General features: G+C 71.6%; 19 protein-coding genes. 8 read left to right on the top strand and 11 right to left on the bottom strand.

From position 1 onward, the window contains the following. Positions 1–286 precede the first annotated feature (286 nt). Positions 287–2,707, bottom strand: a complete 2,421-nt coding sequence (locus tag Dvina_RS26690) for a glycoside hydrolase family 3 N-terminal domain-containing protein (protein ID WP_223105183.1) — start codon at positions 2,705–2,707, stop codon at positions 287–289. A gap of 69 nt (positions 2,708–2,776) precedes the next feature. Then, a complete protein-coding gene (locus Dvina_RS26685) occupies positions 2,777–3,121 on the bottom strand; it encodes a winged helix-turn-helix transcriptional regulator (protein WP_223105182.1) in 345 nt (114 codons plus the stop codon). A 74-nt stretch (positions 3,122–3,195) separates the two neighbouring features. On the opposite strand from Dvina_RS26685, the gene Dvina_RS26680 reads away from it, so the two are divergent. Then, positions 3,196–4,077, top strand: a complete 882-nt coding sequence (locus Dvina_RS26680) for an alpha/beta hydrolase (protein WP_223105181.1) — start codon at positions 3,196–3,198, stop codon at positions 4,075–4,077. 238 nt (positions 4,078–4,315) lie between these two features. Here the strand turns inward: Dvina_RS26680 and Dvina_RS26675 are convergent, their stop codons facing one another. The 3 genes from Dvina_RS26675 to Dvina_RS26665 are packed head-to-tail and all read right to left on the bottom strand — an operon-like array spanning position 4,316 to position 7,580. Beyond that, positions 4,316–5,044, bottom strand: coding sequence for an ABC transporter permease (locus tag Dvina_RS26675; RefSeq protein WP_223105180.1), 729 nt, complete (start codon positions 5,042–5,044; stop codon positions 4,316–4,318). Positions 5,045–5,103: 59 nt separating this feature from the next. Then, positions 5,104–6,648, bottom strand: coding sequence for a DUF1349 domain-containing protein (locus Dvina_RS26670; RefSeq protein ID WP_223105179.1), 1,545 nt, complete (start codon positions 6,646–6,648; stop codon positions 5,104–5,106). Then, positions 6,645–7,580, bottom strand: coding sequence for an ATP-binding cassette domain-containing protein (locus Dvina_RS26665; protein WP_223105178.1), 936 nt, complete (start codon positions 7,578–7,580; stop codon positions 6,645–6,647). The genes Dvina_RS26670 and Dvina_RS26665 overlap by 4 nt, the downstream gene beginning before the upstream one ends. An 86-nt stretch (positions 7,581–7,666) precedes the next feature. Here Dvina_RS26665 and Dvina_RS26660 point away from each other — a divergent pair, with 86 nt between their 5' ends. Then, entirely contained in the window at positions 7,667–8,329 is a 663-nt protein-coding gene (locus Dvina_RS26660) for a response regulator transcription factor (protein ID WP_223105177.1), read from the top strand. A gap of 103 nt (positions 8,330–8,432) precedes the next feature. After that, positions 8,433–9,518 carry a sensor histidine kinase gene (locus Dvina_RS26655; protein WP_223105176.1) on the top strand — a complete coding sequence of 362 codons (1,086 nt, stop codon included), beginning with the start codon at positions 8,433–8,435 and terminating at the stop codon, positions 9,516–9,518. Between the two features lie 594 nt (positions 9,519–10,112). On the opposite strand, the gene Dvina_RS26650 is transcribed toward Dvina_RS26655, so the two are convergent. The 4 genes from Dvina_RS26650 to Dvina_RS26635 form a co-directional block, all read right to left on the bottom strand. Next, a complete protein-coding gene (locus tag Dvina_RS26650; RefSeq protein ID WP_223105175.1) occupies positions 10,113–10,928 on the bottom strand; it encodes a class I SAM-dependent methyltransferase in 816 nt (271 codons plus the stop codon). 107 nt (positions 10,929–11,035) lie between these two features. Continuing rightward, positions 11,036–13,315, bottom strand: a complete 2,280-nt coding sequence (locus tag Dvina_RS26645) for an ATP-binding cassette domain-containing protein (protein ID WP_223105174.1) — start codon at positions 13,313–13,315, stop codon at positions 11,036–11,038. Between the two features lie 9 nt (positions 13,316–13,324). Continuing rightward, entirely contained in the window at positions 13,325–14,035 is a 711-nt protein-coding gene (locus Dvina_RS26640; protein WP_223105173.1) for an aminoglycoside adenylyltransferase domain-containing protein, read from the bottom strand. Further along, complete coding sequence (locus Dvina_RS26635; protein WP_223105172.1) at positions 14,032–14,706, bottom strand: TetR/AcrR family transcriptional regulator; 675 nt, start codon at positions 14,704–14,706, stop codon at positions 14,032–14,034. Before Dvina_RS26635 ends, Dvina_RS26640 begins: the two co-directional genes overlap by 4 nt. 65 nt (positions 14,707–14,771) lie before the next feature. Here Dvina_RS26635 and Dvina_RS26630 point away from each other — a divergent pair, with 65 nt between their 5' ends. Next, positions 14,772–15,485, top strand: coding sequence for an SDR family oxidoreductase (locus Dvina_RS26630; protein WP_223105171.1), 714 nt, complete (start codon positions 14,772–14,774; stop codon positions 15,483–15,485). A gap of 26 nt (positions 15,486–15,511) precedes the next feature. Here Dvina_RS26630 and Dvina_RS26625 read toward each other — a convergent pair whose 3' ends face one another. Beyond that, on the bottom strand, positions 15,512–15,781 hold the full coding sequence (locus Dvina_RS26625) for a hypothetical protein (protein WP_223105170.1): 270 nt from the start codon (positions 15,779–15,781) through the stop codon (positions 15,512–15,514). A 43-nt stretch (positions 15,782–15,824) separates the two neighbouring features. Between Dvina_RS26625 and Dvina_RS26620 the strand changes: the two genes are divergently transcribed. Then, positions 15,825–16,367, top strand: coding sequence for a TetR/AcrR family transcriptional regulator (locus Dvina_RS26620; protein WP_223105169.1), 543 nt, complete (start codon positions 15,825–15,827; stop codon positions 16,365–16,367). Between the two features lie 10 nt (positions 16,368–16,377). Here the strand turns inward: Dvina_RS26620 and Dvina_RS26615 are convergent, their stop codons facing one another. Next, positions 16,378–17,685, bottom strand: a complete 1,308-nt coding sequence (locus tag Dvina_RS26615; RefSeq protein WP_223105168.1) for a pectate lyase family protein — start codon at positions 17,683–17,685, stop codon at positions 16,378–16,380. 159 nt (positions 17,686–17,844) lie between these two features. On the opposite strand from Dvina_RS26615, the gene Dvina_RS26610 reads away from it, so the two are divergent. From Dvina_RS26610 to Dvina_RS26600, 3 genes are all read left to right on the top strand, one after another. Further along, complete coding sequence (locus tag Dvina_RS26610) at positions 17,845–19,092, top strand: MFS transporter (RefSeq protein WP_223105167.1); 1,248 nt, start codon at positions 17,845–17,847, stop codon at positions 19,090–19,092. A gap of 192 nt (positions 19,093–19,284) precedes the next feature. After that, a complete protein-coding gene (locus tag Dvina_RS26605; RefSeq protein WP_223105166.1) occupies positions 19,285–20,187 on the top strand; it encodes an OmpA/MotB family protein in 903 nt (300 codons plus the stop codon). 10 nt (positions 20,188–20,197) lie between these two features. Next, on the top strand, positions 20,198–20,653 hold the full coding sequence (locus Dvina_RS26600; protein ID WP_223105165.1) for a flagellar basal body-associated FliL family protein: 456 nt from the start codon (positions 20,198–20,200) through the stop codon (positions 20,651–20,653). The last annotated feature ends 34 nt before the right edge of the window (positions 20,654–20,687 follow it).

Here is a 20,687-nt window from a genome sequence, read left to right as displayed (position 1 = left end):
TAGCCGCCGCTCACCACCCACACCCGCGAACACCACCCACCGCGACACCCACTGCGCCGCTCACCACCGCACCGCTCACCACCGCACCGTCGAACCCCAGCCGGGACAACCAGCCAAGGCCCGCCCCACCCTCACTTCCCCTCCCAGCCGACCGACCCCACGTCACGGCCGGACCGGACCGGACCGGACAAGCCTCGCCAACGCCTGCGCATAGCGGCGCACACCCGTCCCAGGCCGCGTCAACCAGTCCCCCAGCCGACGCGGCCCGCCGTCACCCTCCACTCGCCTACGCCACAGTGCAGGCCGCTCCGTTCACCGTGAACGCGGTCGGCCGCGGATTCGACCCCGAGTACGTCGCATTGAACCCGGCCGACTGCGACGCCCCCGGCGCCAGCGTCCCGTTCCAGCCCTCGCTCTTGGCCGTCACCACGGCACCCGACTGCGACCAGGTCGCCGACCACCCCTGCGACACCTTCTGGTTGCCCGCGAACGAGAACGCCAGCGTCCAGCCGTTGATGCTCGTCGAGCCGGTGTTCTTCACGGTCACCGTGCCGGTGAACCCGCCGCCCCAGTCGTTCACCGAGTAGGTCACCGCGCACCCGGCCGACGGCGGCGGCGTCGTGGTCGAGGGCGGGGTCGTGACGGTCGCCGCCCCGGACGCCGGCCCGGCCCGCCCGGCCGAGTCCACGCCCACGACCGTGTAGGAGGTCGACGTGTCAGGCGTCAGCCCCGTCAGCGCATACGTCGTCCCGGTGACGGTCGCGACAAGCGTGGCACCCTGATACACCCGGTACGACGTCGCCGTCGACCCGGTCGTCGGTGCCGTCCAGGTGAGCGTCGCCGAGGTGCTCGTCACCGCCGACACGACGGGCGTCCCCGGCTGCCCGGGCGAGCTCGGCGGGGGCGTCGTCGAGTAGGTCAGCCCGAAGCCGTACGCGAACAGTGCCGGCTTCCCGTCCCCGTCGTTGATCGGCTCCTGCGACGCGGACTGCATCCACGTCATCGGCAGCTTCCCGGTCGGCGCGTAGTCGCCGAACAGCACGTCCGCGACGCCGCCGCCCTCGGTGCCGGGCAGCCACGCGGCGACCAGCCCGCTCCAGTCGGGCAGCTGCGCCGCGATGTCGAGCGGCCGGCCGGAGACGAGGACGACGACCACCGGCACGCCGGCCGCCTTGAGCGTGCTCAGCGTGTTCAGATCCGTGGTGTCGAGCCCGAGCGACGACGGCCGGTCGCCCTGCCCCTCGGCGTACGGCGTCTCGCCGACGACCGCGACCGCCACGTTGTAGCTGGAGTCGATCCCGGACCCGGCCGCGTTGTACGTCACCGTCGCCGACCCGGCCGCCGCCCGGATGCCCTGCAGGATCGTCGTGCCCGGCGTCGTGTTGCCGGCGGCCCCCTGCCAGCTGACCGTCCAGCCGCCGCTCTGCAGGCCGATGTTGTCGGCGCTCTTGCCGGCCACGAAGATCTTGCCGCTCTTCGCGAGCGGGAGCACGCCGGTGTTCTTCAGCAGCACCTGCGACTCGCGGACGGCCTGGCGGGCGACGGTCCGGTGCGCGGCGTTGCCGACGGTCCCGGTGAGCGTGCGGTCGGCGAACGGCTTCTCGAACAGCCCGAACTCGAACTTCTTGGTCAGGATCCGCCGCACCGCGTCGTCGATGCGCGCCTGCGTCACCCGCCCGGCCTGCACCTCGGCCCGCAGCGTGTCGATGAACTGCTTCCACGCGGTCGGCACCATCACCATGTCGATGCCGGCGTTGACCGCCCGCCGGACCTCGGACGCCGTGAATCCCTGGCCGCCCTCGATCTGGTCGATGCCGTTCCAGTCCGACACCACGAACCCGTCGAAGCCGAGCTCGTTCTTGAGCACCCCGTTGACGAGGTAGTCGCTGCCGTGCAGCTTCTGCCCGTTGAACGACGAGAACGAGACCATCACCGAGGCCACGTGCCGCCGGATCGCCTCCTGGAACGGCGGCAGGTGGATCGCCCGCAGCTCGGCCTCGGAGATCTGCGTGTCACCCTGGTCGACCCCGCCGGTGGTGCCGCCGTCGCCGACGTAGTGCTTGGCCGTGGCCATGACCCCGCCGGCCTGATACCCGTCGATGATCGTCGCCATCGACACCGGCAGCTCGGGCTTCTCCCCGAACGACTCGTAGGTGCGCCCCCACCGGTCGTTGCGGGCCACGCACAGGCACGGCGAGAACGTCCAGTTCACCCCGGTCCCGCGCACCTCGTCGGCGGTCACCCGCCCGACCTGCTGCACCAGCGCCGGATCGCGGGTGGCACCGAGGCCGACGTTGTGCGGGAACAGCGTCGCGCCCACCACGTTGTTGTGGCCGTGGACGGCGTCGGAGCCGTACACCAGCGGGATCTTCAGCGGCGTCGCCAGCGCACCCCGCTGGAGGTTGTCGGTCATGTCCGCCCACGAGCTCGCCGTGTTCGGTGAAGGCGCCGACCCGCCACCCGACAGGATCGACCCGAGCCGATACTGCGTCACGTCCGCGGCCGACGCGGACGCCCGCTCGGCCTGCGTCATCTGCCCGATCTTCTCGTCGAGGCTCATCCGTGACATCAGGTCCGCGACCCGCTGCGGCACGGGCAGCGACGGGTCCAGATACGGTTCGGCGGCCGCGGCGGGCAGCACACCGACGAGTGTCGCGGCGGCGACCGACAGGGCGGTGACGGCGGTGAGGAGGACGGGGCGGGGCATGGTGTGGAGGGTAGGCGGGGGGTACGACAGTTTTGGGGCGGTCGATGCCGGGTGGGGTGAAGGTGCAGGTCAGGCCGGTGGTGACGGTGTAACATTCATCGATGCCCAGTCGCAGATCGCCTGCAGCGGACCCTCGAGCGTCTTGCCGAGCCCCGTCAGCGCATACTCCACGTGCTGCGGCGCCGCCTCCTTCAGCACGCGCCGCTCGACGAGCCCGTCGGCCTCCATCCCGCGCAGCGTCTCGGTGAGCACCTTCTGCGTGATCCCCGGCACCCGCCGCCGCAGCTCGGCATGCCGCTGCGGCCCGGCCGCCAGCGCGTAGATCAGCAGCACCCGCCACTTCGCCGCGAGCCGCTCCAGCGCCTGCCGGGTGGCGCACGATTCGTCAAGCACGTCGGGGACCACCAGCGCCACCAGGTTCTCCTGCCGCCAAGGGCACCCCAAAGTGCCTTCTTCACGTGTACCGCGGGCAAGCCTAACCTCGCCGCATGGCCCACGATCTCGAAGAAGTTGCATTTGTTACCGACGGCATAACGCTCAGCGGCCACCTGCGCATCCCGGCCGGCCCGGTCCCGCCGGGCGGCCACCCGGCCGTGGCCGTCACGGGCCCGTTCACCGGCGTCAAGGAGCAGGTCGCCGGCGCCTACGCCGAGCGCCTGGCCGACGCCGGCTTCGCCACCCTCGCCTTCGACCACCGCGGCTTCGGCGCGAGCGGCGGCCGCCGGGCCCACGAGGACACCCAGGGCAAACTCGCCGACCTGCGAGCCGCCGTGACCACACTGAGCACCCACCCGGCCGTCGACAGCGCACGGATCGCCCTGGTGGGCGTCTGCCTGGGCGGCGGCTACGCGGTCCGGGCGGCCGCCCAGGACCCGAGGGTCCGCGCCGTGGCCGGTATCGCGGGCGGCTACAACAGCCCCGAGTCCTTCGCCGCCGACCCCGACGGCTACCGAGCCGCGCTGGCCTCCTTCCTGGACCGCTACGACGAGTTCATGCCGGCCGTGGCCCCCGACGGCGCCGAGGCCGCCATGTCCGGCGACGAGCCCTGGTCGTACTACGGCACCGACCGCTCCGCCGCCCCCACCTGGGAGAACCGCGTGACCCGCGGCTCCCTGCACAGCCTCCTGACGTTCGACGCCCTCAGCGCCGCCCCGCTGCTCGCCCGCACCCCGCTGCTGATCGTCCACGGCAAGGAGGACAGGTACTGCTCCCCGGACCTGGCCGCCCAACTCCACGACCGCGCAGCGGGCCCCAAGCACATCGAATGGCTCGACTGCACCCTCCACGTCGACCTGTACGACAACGAGCCCTACGTCGCCCGGGCCACCGACGCCACCACGACCTTCCTGACCGAGCACCTCCGCCCGTAGTCCCCGTCCCGAGCAACGCCCGCCGCCGAGGAGCAGGCCGGAAGCCACAACCCGGCCTGCCGCCCCCGCCCGCAGAGCACGCCGACACAGCCTGACCGTGCGCTCCACCGCGTCGAGAACCGACGGCGTCGACGAGCCAGACCACCACCGACCGCAGCCGCGGCTCACTGGCCCAACCACTCAAGGCACCTCGCCGGACCACCAGCGCTAGCGGCCGCGGCTTGGTGTCCGGACGCGCTCAGGCATCCCGCCGGACCAGGACGACCCAGCCGGCCAGCATCGCCGCCACGGCCCACAGCGCCAGCACACCCAGCCCGGCCCACGGCCCGATCGGCAGCGCCGCCAGATCCTTCGTGACCTGGACAGCGGCACCGGCGGTCATCGGCCCGATCCGATCGAGCCGCCGCGACCAGGCCTTGTCACCGACGGCCAGCGCCACGATCGGCCACGCGTACATCAGCGCCAGCACAATCCCGGCCGCCGCCGCCGGACTCCGCACGGCCGTCGCCAGCCCGAGGCTCAACAGCGCGACCAGCTCGAGGTACAGCACGGACCCGACCGCCGGCCGCCACCCGAACTCATGCGCCGGCAGCAGCACCCGCCCCGCCAGCACTGACCCGGCGACCCCGACCACCGACGCGACAGCGGTCGTCGCGAGCAGCACCACCGCCTTGGCCACGAACAGCCGGGTCCGCCCCGGCACCGCCGCGAGGCTGACCCGCACCATCCCCGTCGCGTACTCGTTCCCGATCACCATCGCCGCCAGGATCGCGACCACGGCCTGCCCGAGCTGCACACCGGTGAGCGACACCTTGGGCAGGTCGGCCGTACACCCCGCGACGCACGAGATCGCCCCGGACACGAACGCGCTGAGCCCGATCGTCGCCGCCACCGCACCGAGCAGCAGCCACCAGTTCCCCGCCGAGGTCCGCAGCTTCGTCCACTCGGCATGCACCGCCCTGCGCATCGGGCCTCGCACCGCGCCACGCGCCGTGCTGCTCATGGTGCTTCCCGCCGCGGCGGTGCTCATGCGTCCCTCCGGCGCTGCACGTACCCGGCGCCGGCGAGCACCACGGCCACCCACACGGCGAGCACGGCCAGGCCGCCCCAGGCACTGAGCGGGAAGTACCCGTCGGCCGGCGAGTAGATGTTGTCGACCTGGTCGTACTGCGGCTCGCTCTGCTGCAGCGAGAACGCGGCGGCCGGCGTGACGCTCAGCACCCAGGCACTGGCCCGCAGCGGCAGCACCGTCACCGACAGCAGGTACGGCAGCACGACCACGACGATCGCCGCCGCCACCGCGGTGACGCCGCGCCGCAGCAGCACACCGAGCCCGGCCGCGAGCGCCGCGCACCCGGCGAGCAGCAGCGCCGTCCCCGCCGCCACCCGCAGCTCGGTCAGGGTAGAGGCCGGCTTCACGTACACCCCGTTGTCCCGCAGCACATCCTGCCCGAAGGTGACCACGACCGCCGCGGCGGCCAGCCCGAGCCCGAACGTCACGCCGCCCAGCACCAGCGCCTTCGCCGCGAGCACCCGCCCCCGGCGCGGCACCGCGGCGAGCGTGGTGCGGATCAGCCCCCGCCGGTACTCCGCCGCCGCGAACATCGCCCCGACGACCACGACGACCATGAGCCCGAGGAAGGTCCCGACGAGCGTCTGGCTGATCGTCACCCCGCCGCCGGACGCCCCCGACACCGCCGGCCCGACGTCGCCGGACCCGGTCACCAACCACCCGTCAGCGGTCTGCTGGAACCCGGTCCGCGGCCCTGTAGCGCGCGCGGTCGTCCCACCGCCCTTCGGCTGCTCTGCGCTCTCGGGCTCGACCGCGGCCGCGTCGCTCTCCCAATCCGCCGACGACGCCCCAGTCGTCGCCGGCCGCTCGAACGCTCCGGTGGCGATGCTCGGCCCGCCCGAAATACCACTGAGGACCACGGACTCGTTGACCAGCTCCGAGTACTGCGGTGACGTGGCGAACATCCCGGCCGTGACGGTCGCCGGCAGCCCGGGCAGCCGCGCGGTGCCGACCTCCGCCCACGTGGCGCCGTCCGCCGACTGCTCGGCCTTGACCGTGTCGCCGGTGCGGGTCAGCCGCAGCCACACCGGCTGCGCTTCGACCTTGGCGCCGGCCGGTCCGCCCGTGTCGTGGACGTAGTTGTACTGCATCCGCACGCCGTGCTCACCGGTGAGCATCACCGCCGCGTACGCCGCGCCCGCCCTCGTGCCGTCCCTGACCATCAGACCGGCCTTCGCCCAGGGCGCCAGTCCCTCGCGTGTCTGCCCCCCGTCGAACGTGGGCAGCTGCCCGGTCAGGCCGGCCAGCCGGACGGTGATGCTGCCGTCGCCCGTGAGCGTCCGGTGCACGTACGTGGCGCTGTCCGTCACCTCCTGCCCCTCCGGACCGTGCAGCGTCGTGCACTCCGAGCCGGGACCGTGCTGACCACACGAACCGGCCCGGCTCGGGGTGAGGCCGAGCGCAATGATCACCAAAGCCGCGGCGAGCAGGCCGATCACCCAGCCGCGCACGGTACGCAGCTTCGTCCACTCCGCGTGCAGAGTCCGCAGGAAGCTCATCGCCGGCCCTCCCCGGTCGCCGCGGACCGGAACTCGACGGCGTCGCGGGTCAGGTCCAGGTAGGCGTCCTCGAGGGTGGCCCGGTGGGCGGCCACCTCGGAGAACGGGACCTGGGCGGCGGTGAGCAGCGCGACGACATCCTCGGCGGCCGGCCCTGTGACCGTGAGCGTGCCGTCGCCGTTGGAGGTGACCGATTGCGCTGCCGGCCGAAGTACACCCAATGCTCGATCGATCGCCGAGGACCGCACGGTGATCCTTCCATTGGCCGCGCCGGCCAGCAGCTCCGTCACGCCGGCGTCGGCGATGACCCGGCCGCGGCCCACGACGACGATGTGGTCCGCGGTGCCCTGCAGTTCGCTCATCAGGTGGCTGGAGACCAGCACTGCTCGGCCCTCGCGAGCGAGGTCCCGCAGGAACGTGCGCATCCAGATGATGCCCTCGGGGTCCATGCCGTTGAACGGCTCGTCGAGCATCAGGGCCGGCGGGTCGCCGAGGAGGGCCGCGGCGATGCCGAGCCGCTGGCGCATGCCGAGGCTGTATCCGCCGGCGCGGCGCCGCCCCACACCGCCGAGACCGGCCAGCTCCAGCACCTCGTCGGCGCGGCGGGACGGCAGGCCCTGGGAGTGCGCGAGCCAGAGCAGGTGGTTGCGGGCGCTCCGGCCGGGCTGCAGCGCGGACGCGTCGAGCAGGGATCCGAGGTGGCACAGCGGCCTGGTGAGAGTCCGGTAGGGCCGGCCGCCGACGAGGGCCTGACCGGCGTCGGCGGCGTCGAGCCCGAGGACCACGCGCATGGTGGTGGACTTGCCGGCCCCGTTGGGCCCGATGAACCCGGTGACGTGCCCGGGCCGGACCGTGAACGTCATGCCGTCGAGCGCAAGGCTGGGGCCGAACCGCTTGCGAAGCCCTTCGACGGTGATCGTGGCGTCATGCATGGCTTCGGTTGTACGCGGCGGCAGGTGTCAACCAGGTGTCAGCGGCTGACACCTGGTTGACACCTTCGGCCTGGCAAGGTGGAGGCATGCGAGTGCTCGTCGTTGAGGATTTCGAGATCCTGGCCCAGACCGTCGCCAACGGCCTGCGCCGTGAGGGCCTGGCCGTCGACCTTGTTCTCGACGGCGTCGAGGCCCTCGAGCGGCTGGCCGTGAACCGGTACGACGTGGTCGTCCTCGACCGCGACCTGCCCGGCGTCAGCGGCGACGACGTATGCCGTCACATCGTGAAGGGGCAGTCCGGAAGCCGCGTGCTGATGCTGACCGCCTCCGGTGGCGTCCGCGACCGGATCGAGGGCCTGGGGATCGGCGCCGACGACTACCTGGGGAAGCCGTTCGACTTCGACGAGCTCGTCGCCCGCATCCGGGCCCTGGCCCGCCGCCCGACGACCATCCTGCCGCCGGTGCTGACGATCGGTGACCTGACGCTCGACCCGGCCCGGCGCACAGCCGACCGCGGCGGGCACCGCCTCGACCTGAGCCCCAGGGAGTTCGGCGTGCTGGAGTGCCTGATGGAGGCCGGTGGGCGGCCGGTGTCCGCGGAGACCCTGCTCGACCGGGTGTGGGACGAGGCCGCCGACCCGTTCACCACCGCGGTGAAGACGGCGATCCGCCGGCTGCGGGCCCGCCTCGGCGACCCGCCCATCATCCACACGGTCCGCGAGGCCGGCTACCGGGTCGGTCCGGCATGAACGCGCAGCGATCGTCAGCGCCACGGCCAGCGAAGGGCCGGCCGTACAGCATGACCGTCGGATGTAGTGCTGCCCGTGACGCCGATACACGAACGGGTGCGCCATGACGGCTCGACTCGGCACCGCACGCAGCCGGCTGCGCCGGCAGTTGACGCTGCTCTATGCGGGACCGTTCCTGCTCTCCGGTGCGGTCCTGCTCGGGGTGCAGATGCTCGGCGTGAGACAGTCGGCGCCGGTCGGCTCGCAGGACGGTCCGCCGCCCGACGTGACGATCGAGGCCGGCCGCGGTCTGATGCCGCTGACGGTGATCCTGCTGGCGGTCATGCTCCTCGTGGCGCTGGTCCTCGGCTGGGTGATCGCGGGCCGGTTCCTGCGGCCGCTGCGGCTGATCATCGACACCTCGCGCGACATCTCGGCCAGCAACCTGCACCGGCGGCTCGGGCCCACGGGCCGTCGTGACGAGTTCGGTGAGCTCTCGGAGACCCTCGACGACCTGTTCGGCCGGCTCGAGGCGAGCTTCGCCGCGCAGCGGCGGTTCGTCGCCAACGCGTCGCACGAGCTGCGGACGCCGCTCACCGCCCAGCGGGCCCTGCTGCAGGTCACGCTGGCCAACCGGACCGCACCCCCGGAGGAGTTGCGGGCGGCCGCCCAGGAGGTGCTGAAGCTCGGCGACGCCCAGGCTCGGCTCATCGACTCCCTGCTCTCCCTGGCCACGGGCGAGCAGGGCGTGGAGTATGCGGAGCCACTGGACCTAGCCGACATCGTGCAGGACGTCCTGGACATGCGGCACATCGACGGGCGCGACGACGACTGGTTGTACGTCGACATCACCCTCGACCCGGCGCCGACGACCGGCGACGCGGATCTCATCGACAGCCTGGTCGCGAACCTGGTCGACAACGCCGTGAAGCACAACGTCGACGGCGGGAGCCTGATCGTGAGCACCGGCATCGTCGAAGGCCGTCCGACGCTGACGGTCGAGAACACCGGCCCGGAGGTACCGGTGGAGGACCTGGAGCGACTCTTCCAGCCGTTCCAGCGACTGGGGACCCAGCGGGTGCGCACCAGCGCGGAAGGCTACGGTCTCGGCCTGGCCATCGTCCGGGCGATCGCCGGCGCCCACGGCGCCGAGCTGGACGCGGCGCCCCGGGAAGGAGGTGGCCTCCGGGTGACCGTTATCTTCCGGTAGCCACCGGACCTCGAAGCCGCGGACCCGCCCGACGCCTGCGGCACGCGACCGCCGAGCCGGGCCTGGCCCCGCGCCGGCCCGCTCTGCGCGAGCCACCCGGCGAAGGCCAAATGCGGCACAAGTCAACGCGCGCGCCGACCACCCCGGCGAAGGCCAACGCGGCACAAGTCAACGCGGCACAAGTCAACGCGGCGCAAGCCAAACCGCGCAGCGCAGGCCAACACAGCGCAGCGCAGGCCAACACAGCGCAGCGCAGGCCAACACAGCGCAGCGCAGCGCAGGCCAACACAGGGCAGGGCAAGCCAGCGCGGCGCTAGCCAGCCAGCGCAGGGCATACCGACGTGGTGCGAGCAAGCACAGCACGAAGCAGAGCAAGGCAGGGCAGGGCAGGGCACGGCCGCACGGCACGATCCAGGACGCCGTGCTGGCGGTGGCGAAGTACGGGCTCCAGCCGACGTGGCACGAGACGACGCGGCACGGGGCTCCGCGGTGCGGCGCACTACGGGGTGAGCTGGGCCGCGTAGTGTCCAGGCGCGAGACGCCCATGCGGTACGCGTTGATGCGGCATGACCCTGCCCCCTGCCGGATGCGCCGTCATCGCGGGCGGACGGGCGGGCGGCGGCTTCGGCGGTCCGCTGGAGTGGGAGTCGGTCGCGTCAGGGGGGCGGTGGCAGTCGCGAAGACTCGGTGCATCTGGTCGAAGTTGGCAAGTGATGCCCGGCCCTCGTCCTGGAGGGACTGGACGGCCGGGTCGGGGTTCTCGACCGCTACGGCGGCCTCCCACAGTGAGCGTTCGGCCGCTCGCCACGCCGGCCGGTCGTGCACGGTGATGCTCGTGAAGCCCGCCTCGGTCAGGTCCCGCTCGAGGTGCACGGCCCGGATGCGGGCCGGGACGCGGTTGTCGTCGGGGTCCACGGCCTGCCAGGTGGTCAGGACCAGGCGGGCGCCGGGCTTGAGGAGGCGGCGGCATTCGCGCAGGCCGGCCGCCGGCGGCGTGGCGAACTGGATGGCGTCGATGCACATCACGGCATCGGCCGACGCAGACGGGATGCCGGTTTCGGTCAAGGTGCCCAGCTGGAACGTCGCCCGGCCCGGGAGGCGGTCGGCGGCCAGCGGTCTGGCCTGGTCCAACGCCACGGCCGAGAAGTCCACGCCGATCAGGGTCGCGCCAGTGCGGCGGGCGGCCTCGATGCCGTAGCCGCCGCGGCCGCAGGCGATGTCCAGGAGCAGGCCGTCCGGCGGCAGGTGCAGCGCGGCGGTCACCTCGTCCAGGCCCGGTCCGGTCAGGACGCCCGGGAGGCGCAGATCGGCCGGCACGCCCAGCGTCCGGGCGATGAGGGCGTCGCGATCGGCCGAGGCCGCCATGTCGGCGTACCACTTGTCGAAGTATGAGGCGTCAAGCGAAGTCACCCCGCCAGGCTAGACCCGACGGCCGAGATCCAGACCAGGAAGCCGAGCCGGAAACCACAGCCCGCCGGCCACGCGGCCGATCGGCGGCCGCGTGGCCGTCCGGCGGGCTACCTGGTGCCGGCGACGTACGCGGCCAGGTGCTCGCCCGTCAGCGTCGAGCGCGAGGCGACCAGGTCGGCCGGGGTGCCCTCGAACACCACCGTGCCGCCGTCGTGGCCGGCGCCGGGGCCGATGTCGATGATCCAGTCGGCGGAGGCCATCACGGCCAGGTGGTGCTCGATGACGATCACCGACTTGCCCGACGTCACCAGGCGGTCCAGCAGGCCGAGCAGCTGCTCCACGTCGGCCAGGTGCAGGCCGGTCGTGGGCTCGTCCAGGACGTAGACGCCGCCCTTCTCGGCCATGTGGATGGCCAGCTTCAGCCGCTGCCGCTCACCGCCCGACAGCGTCGTCAGGGGCTGGCCCAGGCTGATGTACCCGAGGCCCACGTCGGCGAGGCGGGACAGGATGGTGTGGGCGGCGGGCAGGCGCGACTCGCCGGAGGCGAAGTACTCCTGGGCCTCCGCGACCGACATCGCCAGGACCTCGGAGATGTTGCGGTCGCCGAGCTTGTACTGCAACACCGAAGCCTGGAACCGCCGGCCCTCGCACTCCTCGCAGACCGTGGCCACGCCCGCCATCATCGCGAGGTCCGTGTACACCACGCCGGCGCCGTTGCAGGTGGGGCAGGCGCCCTCGGAGTTGGCGCTGAACAGGGCCGGCTTCACGCCGTTGGCCTTGCCGAACGCCTTGCGGATCGGCTCGAGCAGGCCGGTGTAGGTGGCCGGGTTGCTGCGCCGGGAGCCGCGGATGGCACCCTGGTCGACCGAGACGACGCCGGCGCCCTTGGGAATCGAGCCGTGGATCAGCGAGCTCTTCCCCGAGCCGGCCACACCGGTGACGACGACGAGCACGCCCAGCGGGATGTCCACGTCGACGTTGCGCAGGTTGTGGGTGCTGGCCCCGCGAATCGGCAGCACGTCCCTGCCCCGCCGGAACGACGGCTTCAGGCGGGCGCGATAGTCCAGGTGGCGGCCGGTCAAGGTACCACTGCCGCGAAGTCCTTCGACAGTGCCCTCGAAGCACACCGTGCCGCCGGAGCCCCCCGCGCCCGGGCCGAGGTCGACGACGTGGTCGGCGATCGCGATCGTCTCGGGCTTGTGCTCCACGACGAGGACCGTGTTGCCCTTGTCGCGCAGGCGCTTGAGCAGGCCGTTCATGCGCTCGATGTCGTGGGGGTGCAGGCCGACGGTGGGCTCGTCGAAGATGTACGACACGTCGGTCAGGCTGGAGCCGAGGTGGCGGATCATCTTCGTGCGCTGGGCCTCGCCGCCGGAGAGGGTGCCGGAGGGGCGGTCCAGGGAGAGGTAGCCGAGGCCGATCTCCACGAACGAGTCGAGGGTGCGCTGCAGCGTGCCGAGCAGCGGGGCGACGGACCGGTCGGAGATGCCGCGGACCCACTGGGCGAGGTCGCTGATCTGCATGGCGCACGCGTCGGCGATGTTGACGCCGCCGATGCGGGAGGCCAGGGCGGCCCGGTTGAGGCGGGCGCCGCCGCACTCGGGGCAGGCGGTGAAGGTGACGGCCCGCTCGACGAACGCGCGCAGGTGCGGCTGGAGGGCCTCCTTGTCCTTCTGCAGGAACGACTTCTGCACGCGGGGCACGAGGCCCTCGTACGTCATGTTGATGTTCTCGAGCTTGACCTTGACCGGCTCCTTGTACAGGAAGTCCTGCCGCTCCTGCTCGGTGAAGTCCTTGATCGGCTTGTCGGGGTCGAAGAACCCGGACGCGCTGAAGATCCGCACGAGCCAGCCGTCGACGGTGTACCCGGGGATGGTGATCGCGCCCTCGTTGAGCGACTTGGTCTTGTCGAAGAGCTCGTCGAGGTCGATGTCGGTGACGGTGCCCATGCCCTCGCAGCGGGGGCAGGCGCCGGCCGGGACGTTGAAGCTGTAGTGGAACGCGGGCCCGGCGCTGGGCTCGCCGAGGCGGCTGAAGACGATGCGGAGCATGGCGTTGGCGTCGGTGGCCGTGCCGACGGTCGAGCGGGAGTTGGCGCCCATCCGCTCCTGGTCGACGATGATCGCCGTGGTGAGGCCCTCGAGCAGGTCGACGTCGGGCCGGGCCTGGCTCGGCATGAAGCCCTGCACGAACGCGCTGTACGTCTCGTTGATGAGCCGCTGCGACTCGGCCGCGATCGTGCCGAAGACGAGCGAGCTCTTCCCGGAGCCGGAGACGCCGGTGAACACGGTCAGCCGCCGCTTGGGGATCTCGACGCTGACGTTCTTCAGGTTGTTCTCGCGGGCCCCGTGGACCTGGATGAGATCGTGACTGTCGGCAACATGCACCGAGACACCCTAACCAGGTGTCGTGACAATCGCATGTACCTTGGCCAGGAAGTCTGCGGCACCGTCGGGCACCGACCCGGCCAGGGCCGCCCGGATGACCGGCGCGTCGGACGGTGAGCGCGACATGGCCCACGTGGCGGCGGCCCGCTTGGGATACCAGGTGCGTTCGACACAGAACCGCAGCGCCCGGCAGCCGTTCAGGACACCGTTGACGCCGTGGTCGGCCGCGGCCAGCACCGAGTCGGCCACGACCGGCAGGAGCGCGCGGTAGCGGACCCGGGTGGTCAGGTCGGGAAAGGGCGGGCCGATCAGCGCGCGCCGCTGCTGCCGCACGATGTCCCGGTCGATCGGATACCAGAACGCCGGGCCGCCCGAGTAGCCGAACTCGACCTTGTACGGCAGCCCGGCCCCCGTGTTCAGGTTGAGCGCGAACCCGGCCTCGGTGGTCAGCCCGGCCAGCACCGCCCGGTCGTAGAGGACGAACTCCAGGCCGCGCGCCGGGCATGGCAGCGCGCCGTGGTCGAGGTCGGCGACGACCCGTGACAGCTCGTCCGGGGACGGCTGCGTCACCACCGCCACCACGTCGACGTCGCTGCGGCCCGGGATGTACGCGTCCAGGGCGACCGACCCGGCCGGGTACACCCCGACCAGGCGCCCGCGGAAGATGCGCTGCAGGCGGCCGACGACCGCCCCGAGGTACCCGTCGAGTCCTGGAGTCACCGCTCAGTTGTAAACCGGTCGAGCCACTCCGTCATCAGGGCGCGCTCGCCGGGGGTGAGCACGTCGGAGCTGCCGACCACCGCGCGCAGCGCCACCGCGCTGTCGCCGTGCGCCGCGCCGTCGGGAAACGTGACGCCGGCGATGACCGCCTCGCGCGCCAGCACCGACAGCTGCGGGTCGCGCCGGTCGGCGGGCAGCGCGATCAGGCTCAGCGTCGTACCGCACCCGGCCGCGTGAATCATGAACGCGGCGCGCGGCTCGGTGACCCGCAGCCGCCCGGCCACCGCGATCCGGTGGACCTGCACGGCGAGGATCTCGGCCGCCGCCACCGCCGCGGGTGACGCCAGACCGGCGCGCGGCTCCCCGTAGATGAGCGAGTAGCAGGCGGGGTTGGCCACCCCGAACCCGACGTGCAGGTCCCATCCGGCCCGCAGGTCGTCGACCGGGTCGTCCGTCTGCGCCAGCGCGCCCTTCCCGGCCAGGTAGGACGAGAAGCCGTGCATGGCCACCGCGTCGAGCAGGCCCTGCTTGTCGCCGAAGGTCCGGTAGATCGTCGGCGCCTGCACCCCGGCCGCGGCACCGACGGCCCGGGTCGAGACCGCCTCGCGGCCGCCCTCGCGCAGCAGGTCGTAGGCGGCGTTGATGATCCGCTCCCGGGTCGGCGTTGGCATGCGAGCAACGATAGCGCTATCGTCGCTAACAGCATTGTGTTAGCACTGAAAACAGGAGTGGGATCATGACGAGAGTTGCCGTAGTCACCGGTGGGTCGCGCGGGATCGGCCGGGCGGTCGCCCAGCGCCTCGATCGCGACGGCCTGGCGGTCGTCATCGGGTACGCCGGGAACGACGCCGCGGCCCAGGAGGCGGTCGCCTCGATGCGGCAGGCCCGGGCGCTCCGGGCCGACGTGGCCGACGAGACGGCCGTGGCGGCCCTGTTCGACCTGGCCGAGCGCGAGTTCGGCGGCGTGGACGTGGTGGTCAACGCGGCCGGGCGGATGACCCTGCAGCCGGTGGCGGAGCTCGACCTCGACGCCCTGGACCGGATGCACCGCACGAACATCCGCGGCACGTTCGTGGTGTCGCGGGAGGCGGCCCGGCGGCTGCGCAGCGGCGGGGCCCTGATCAACTTCTCGACGTCGCAGACGCGGCTGCTGTCACCGGCCTACGCGGGCTACGCGGCCAGCAAGGCGGCGGTCGAGGCGCTCAGCCTGGTGCTCGCCCGGGAGCTGCGGGGGCGGGACATCACCGTCAACGCGGTGGCGCCGGGCCCGACGGCGACGGAGCTGTTCCTCGACGGCAAGGACGAGGCGACGGTCGAGCGCATCGCGAAGCTCAGTCCGATGGAGCGCCTGGGCCGGCCGGAGGACATCGCCGAGGTGGTGGCCGGGCTCGCGGGCGCGATGCGCTGGGTCAATGGTCAGACCATCTTCGCCAACGGCGCCGCCGCGTAACCCGGGCCACCATCCAGAGGCAGAAACTACTTCTTCTTGCCCTTCTTGTCCTTCTTCGACTTCTTCGACTTCTTCGCCATCGTAATCACCTCCGCCCGCTCGTTGACGTCACCGAGACTACGGCGAAATATCGCCTGAACAAAGGGTTTCCCGAAGATTTCCCACCGCCCCCGAGCCGGCCCATAACGTCCACTGTGGACATATTTTAAGAGCCGATGCCGCTTGTACGCCCGGCCACCACGCTCACGAACAGCGCCATCGAGTTCGGTACAGTTATCGGGAAATGAGGTGACCATGACTGCACCGAACTCCACAAGAAAATACGTCGCACCGCGCCGAGTGGCGCAGGCCACGGCGACCCGGGAGGCGATCGCGGCCGCCGCCGAGCGCCTGTTCGCCCGCTACGGCTACGCCGGCACGACGATCGCGGCGGTCGCCGAGGAGGCGGGCGTGACGCCGAAGTCGGTGTACGCGCTCGCCGACAAGCCGGGGCTGCTGCTGCTCGTGGTCCGCCGGGCGGGAGCGGCCGCGGGGCCGGAAGACACCGCGGGCACACTGCTGCGGCGGTACCCTGTCGAGCGGGCGTTCGAAGAAGCGGCTCTCGCCGAGCCGGCGCTGCGGGAGGCGTGGCGGCGGCACGAACGGGCCCGGCGAGCCGCACTCAAGGGGCTCGTGCGCACCTTCGCGGATGCGGGCCGGCTGCGGCCGGGGCTGACCGTGGGCCGGGCCACCGACACGCTGTGGGCGCTCGTCACGTGGCACAGCGTCGCCCTGCTGGTGGAGCAGCGCGGCTGGGGCCGGGCCAAGGTCGCGACCTGGCTCGACCAGCTCATCCGGCACACACTGGAAGGGCCGGCCGGGGCAGCCCCGACCGGCCCGTGAACAGCCGTGCTCAGCCGGGCAGCTTCCCGGTGCCCGCGTTGGCCGTGACCAGGGCCGGCACGTTCGCCGTCGGGTCGAGGCCGGCGCGCAGGACCGGGGTCCAGCCGGCGTCGGTCGCGATGTCCGGGTCGAACGCCGCGTTGTACTCGTCGAGCAGGTTCACCGCGACGATCGGGCCGGTGCCGACCCGGGCCAGGGTGCCCTTCTCCGTCATCTGCGTGCCGCCCCAGTTGTAGACGAACGCGTTGAGCGGGGTGTCGGCGCTGCGCAGGACGAAGTTGTTCTCCGCGTACACCTGCGACTGCACGCCGACGCCGATCGCGTACACGAACGTGTCCTCGTCGGTCGCGTAGTAGTAGTTGTTGTACACGTCCACCTGGCCGAAGCGGACCCGTGGCACGCGCTGGCCCAGGTCGGCGAAGCGGTTGTGGTGCAGCGTGATGCGCAGCTTGCCCACGTCCACGCCGGGCGTGTTCGTGGAGCCGATGAGCATCGTCTTGTCGTGCTCGAACAGGTTGTTGTACGAGAACGTGACGAGGTCGGTGCCGCGGATCATGTCGGCGGCGCCGTCGTGCACCTGGTACGGCCGGCCGAAGTAGATCGGCTGGTTGACGTCCTGGTTGGCGCCGTCGGTGAACGAGTTGTGATCGAGCCAGACGTTCGTCGCGCCGCTGAGCGTGACGCTGTCGTAGAGCGAGTTCCAGTTGCCCTCGGCACCGTCCGTCGGCGACCACACCGGGAAGCAGTCGTACGCGTCCTCGAACGCGACGTTCCGGATGATCACGTTGCTCTGGTTCGTGACCAGCAGGTTGCCGCCCTTGATGCGGGCGTTGCGCAGCCCGTAGACGGTCGTGTTCGCCCCGACCTCGATCTTGACCTTCAGGCCCTGGTTCTTCGCCGACTGCACGCGGGCGTTCTCCAGCGGCCCGCTCGGGGCCACCCTCCCCCACGTCGCCGGGTCGTACGTTGTCAGGTACGCCTGCAGGTCGTACGCGGGGTCCGCGTAGTCGGCGCAGGTGCGTCCCTCGTTGGCGTCGATCGTGCCGGCGATCAGCACGATCTTCGGCGTGCTGCCGGCGACGGCCGCGGCCAGCTGGTCGCGGGTGCGCACCACGAACACGTGCGCGTCGTCGGCCGCCGAGCCGCCGGTGGTGCCGGCGCCCGCCGAGCCCCAGCCGTCGTTCGCGGCGAGGGTCTGGCGCGCCGCGGCCGGCACCGACACCGAGCCGGCACTGGCCGTGCCGGCTGACGCGACGCCGGCCGCGACCAGCCCGGCCACCGTGGCGGCGGTGAGGCCGGCGCGGATTCCTACGTGCATGCAATCCTCCAGCGGGGTTCAGGAAAGCGCATTCCCGCCGACCAACATGGCACCGGTCACGCTTCGCAGTCAACGCGTGGCGTTTGCAGGTTTGTTGCAGTCGTCACTTCCGAACGCCGCGACGCGAGCTGACCAGCCGGAACATTAGAGGCTTATCCGATGACCGCCCCCGCCCCGGCCGCCCGTCGTTTCGCCGCCTTACGCAACCCCGACTGCCGGCCGTACCTCTTCGGGGCCGCGCTGTCGATGATGGCCGACAACGTCGAGCACGTGATCACGTACTGGGTGCTGTGGCAGAAGTTCCACTCCGAGGCGCTCGCCGGCTTCCAGGTGATCAGTCACTGGGTGCCGTTCCTGCTGTTCTCCGTGTGGTTCGGGGGCCTGGCCGACCGCTACGACTGCCGCCGGGTCATCCAGGCCGCCCAGGCCCTGTTCATGCTCGTCTCGCTGCTGTGGGGCGTCCTGTTCGTGACCGACTCCCTGCAGATCTGGCAGGCGTGCGTCCTGCTGGTGCTGCACGGCATGGCCGGCTCCCTGTGGGGCCCGGGCGAGCAGCTGATGCTCCACGACTTCGTCGGCGACCAGGACCTCGTCTCCGCCGTCCGCCTCAACGCCACCTTCCGCAGCCTGGGCGTGCTGTTCGGCCCCGCCGTCGGCTCCGCGCTGCTGCTCTGGCTCGGCCCCACCGCGGGCATCTTCGCCAACATCGCGTTCTACCTGCCGCTGACCCTGTTCCTGTTCCGCACGCGGTTCACCGGCCACACCCGCCACGGCGCCCCCACCGGCCCCCGCGTCGGCCTCCTCGACACCGTCAAGGTCCTGCGCCGCGTGGCCGGCGACCACACCCTGATCAGCATGATCATCCTGGCCGGCCTCGCCTCCTTCTTCGTCGGCACCGCGATGCAGGCGACGATGCCCACGTTCGCCGAGGACCTCAGCCCCGGCAGCGCCGACGTCTACGGCATCCTGCTCTTCGCCGCCGGCGCGGGCGGCGTGGTCGGAGGCCTGCTGCTGGAGGCCACGGGCTGGATGCGCCCGACGGTGCGCTGGGCCGTGGTCACCACCCTGATCTACGGCGCCAGCAGCGGCCTGTTCGCGGTGGCCGGCCACCTGTGGCTCGCGGTGATCCTGCTGTTCGTCGGCGGCGTGGCCAGCCTGGCCGCCATGTCGATCGGCCAGACCGTCACCCAGCTGCTGGCCCCGCCGGCCGAGCGCGGCCGTGTGATCGGCGTCTACAACGTCTCCTCGGCGGGCCTGCGCGCGGGCAGCGGGCTCACCGTCGGCGTCCTGGGCCAGGCGATCGGCGTGCACTGGTCGCTCGGCCTGAGCTCGGCCGCCCTGTGCGCCGGGACCGCGCTGGCCGCCCTGTACACCCGGCGCGGGCGCCGCGTTCCCGGCACCGAATGAGCCGTATGCGGCGATCTGTCGGACCCCGCGCATCCCGACATATCGGATGCATCCCCCGGTAGGTGATGCGTCGGCTTCGCGGGCGCCAACCTTCGTGCTACCGCCGCGCACCGGCCCGGAACTCGGCTGTCCCCCGGCCGGACCGATGTGAACCCCGTCAGCGTTACAACGACCTGGAGGGGGGCTGCCACGATGTCCGGTGGTGGACACGCGGCGAAGGCCGGCGCGCACACGAAGCACAAGAAGGGCGGCCACGAGGAGGAGGAGCACGAGAACCACGAGCGGTGGCTGGTCTCTTACGCGGACATGATGACCCTGCTCATGGTGCTGTTCATCGTGCTGTTCGCCATCTCCCAGGTCGACCAGAAGAAGTTCGCCGAACTCAAGAACGGCCTCGCCGTCGGCTTCGGCAACCCCTCCGTCGCGTTCGAGGGCGGCGAGGCCAGCCTCATCGAGTCCTCCGACTCCAACAGCCCCATGGACCTCTCCTCCGGCATCGGCGGCACCACCTCCGACGCCACCGCCGTCCAGGACGCCGTCCAGGCCAAAGAACGCTCCGCCGCCTCCAAACGCCAGGCCGCCGCCGCCGCCGAGGTCAAGGACTACGAAAAGATCAAAGCCGAGATCACCGCCGAACTCACCAAACACGGCCTGCAAGACCAGGTCAAATACTCCATCGACGAACGCGGCCTCGTCGTCACCATCGTCACCACCGGCATCGTGTTCAACGGCAACGAGGCCACCCTCCTGCCCGCCGGCCAGCACATCATCGACAGCGTCGGACCCGCCATCGCCAAACTCCCCAACAAACTCGAGGTCGACGGCCACACCAACCAACTCTCCGGCGGCACCGGCACCTACCCCTCCGGCTGGGAACTGTCCTCCGCCCGCGCCAGCGCCGTCGTGCGCATGCTCCACACCGACGCCAACATCCCCGACAACCGCCTCCAAGCCGTCGGCTTCGCCGACACCAAACCCCTCTACCCCACCACCGATGCCCGCGCCGCCGACCTGAACCGCCGCGTCGAGGTCATCGTCCTGTCCAACCTGCCGGCCGACACCCGGGCCCTGCTGCCCTCGGCCTCGACGAACTGAGGAGAGCGCAATGGCGAAGGACGAGAAGTCCGCCGAGCCGGCCCCGGCCAAGGGTGGCAAGAAGAAGCTGATCATGATCGCGGCGATCGCGCTCGTCGTCCTGGTCGGCGGCGGTGTCGGCGGCTACCTGATGCTCAAGCCGAAGAAGGCCGAGGCCGAGCCGGCCCCGACGCCGGGCGTCGTGTCGGTGCTGGACGCGATCACGATCAACCTGGCCGACGGGCACTACCTGAAGCTCAAGATGACGCTGCAGGCCACCACCGAGGCCGCCGAGGCCCCGGACGGCTCGGAGGCCCTGGACATCGCGATCGACGAGTACAGCGGCCGCAAGATGGACCAGCTCATGTCCAACGCCGAGCGCGAGCGCACGAAGAAGGAGCTCATCGCGAAGGTCGTCAAGGCATACACCAAGGACGGGAAGAAGGAGATCATGGACATCTACTTCACGACCTTCGTCATCCAGTAGCCAGGACGTCCGCCGGCCCCGACCCGCCACCCGG

Origin of the sequence: Dactylosporangium vinaceum (assembly GCF_019904175.1) — a bacterium.
In the GTDB taxonomy this organism is placed as follows: domain Bacteria; phylum Actinomycetota; class Actinomycetes; order Mycobacteriales; family Micromonosporaceae; genus Dactylosporangium; species Dactylosporangium vinaceum.
The sequence above is the reverse complement of the archived record's forward strand: the minus strand, read 5'-3'. Positions and strand labels throughout refer to the sequence as shown.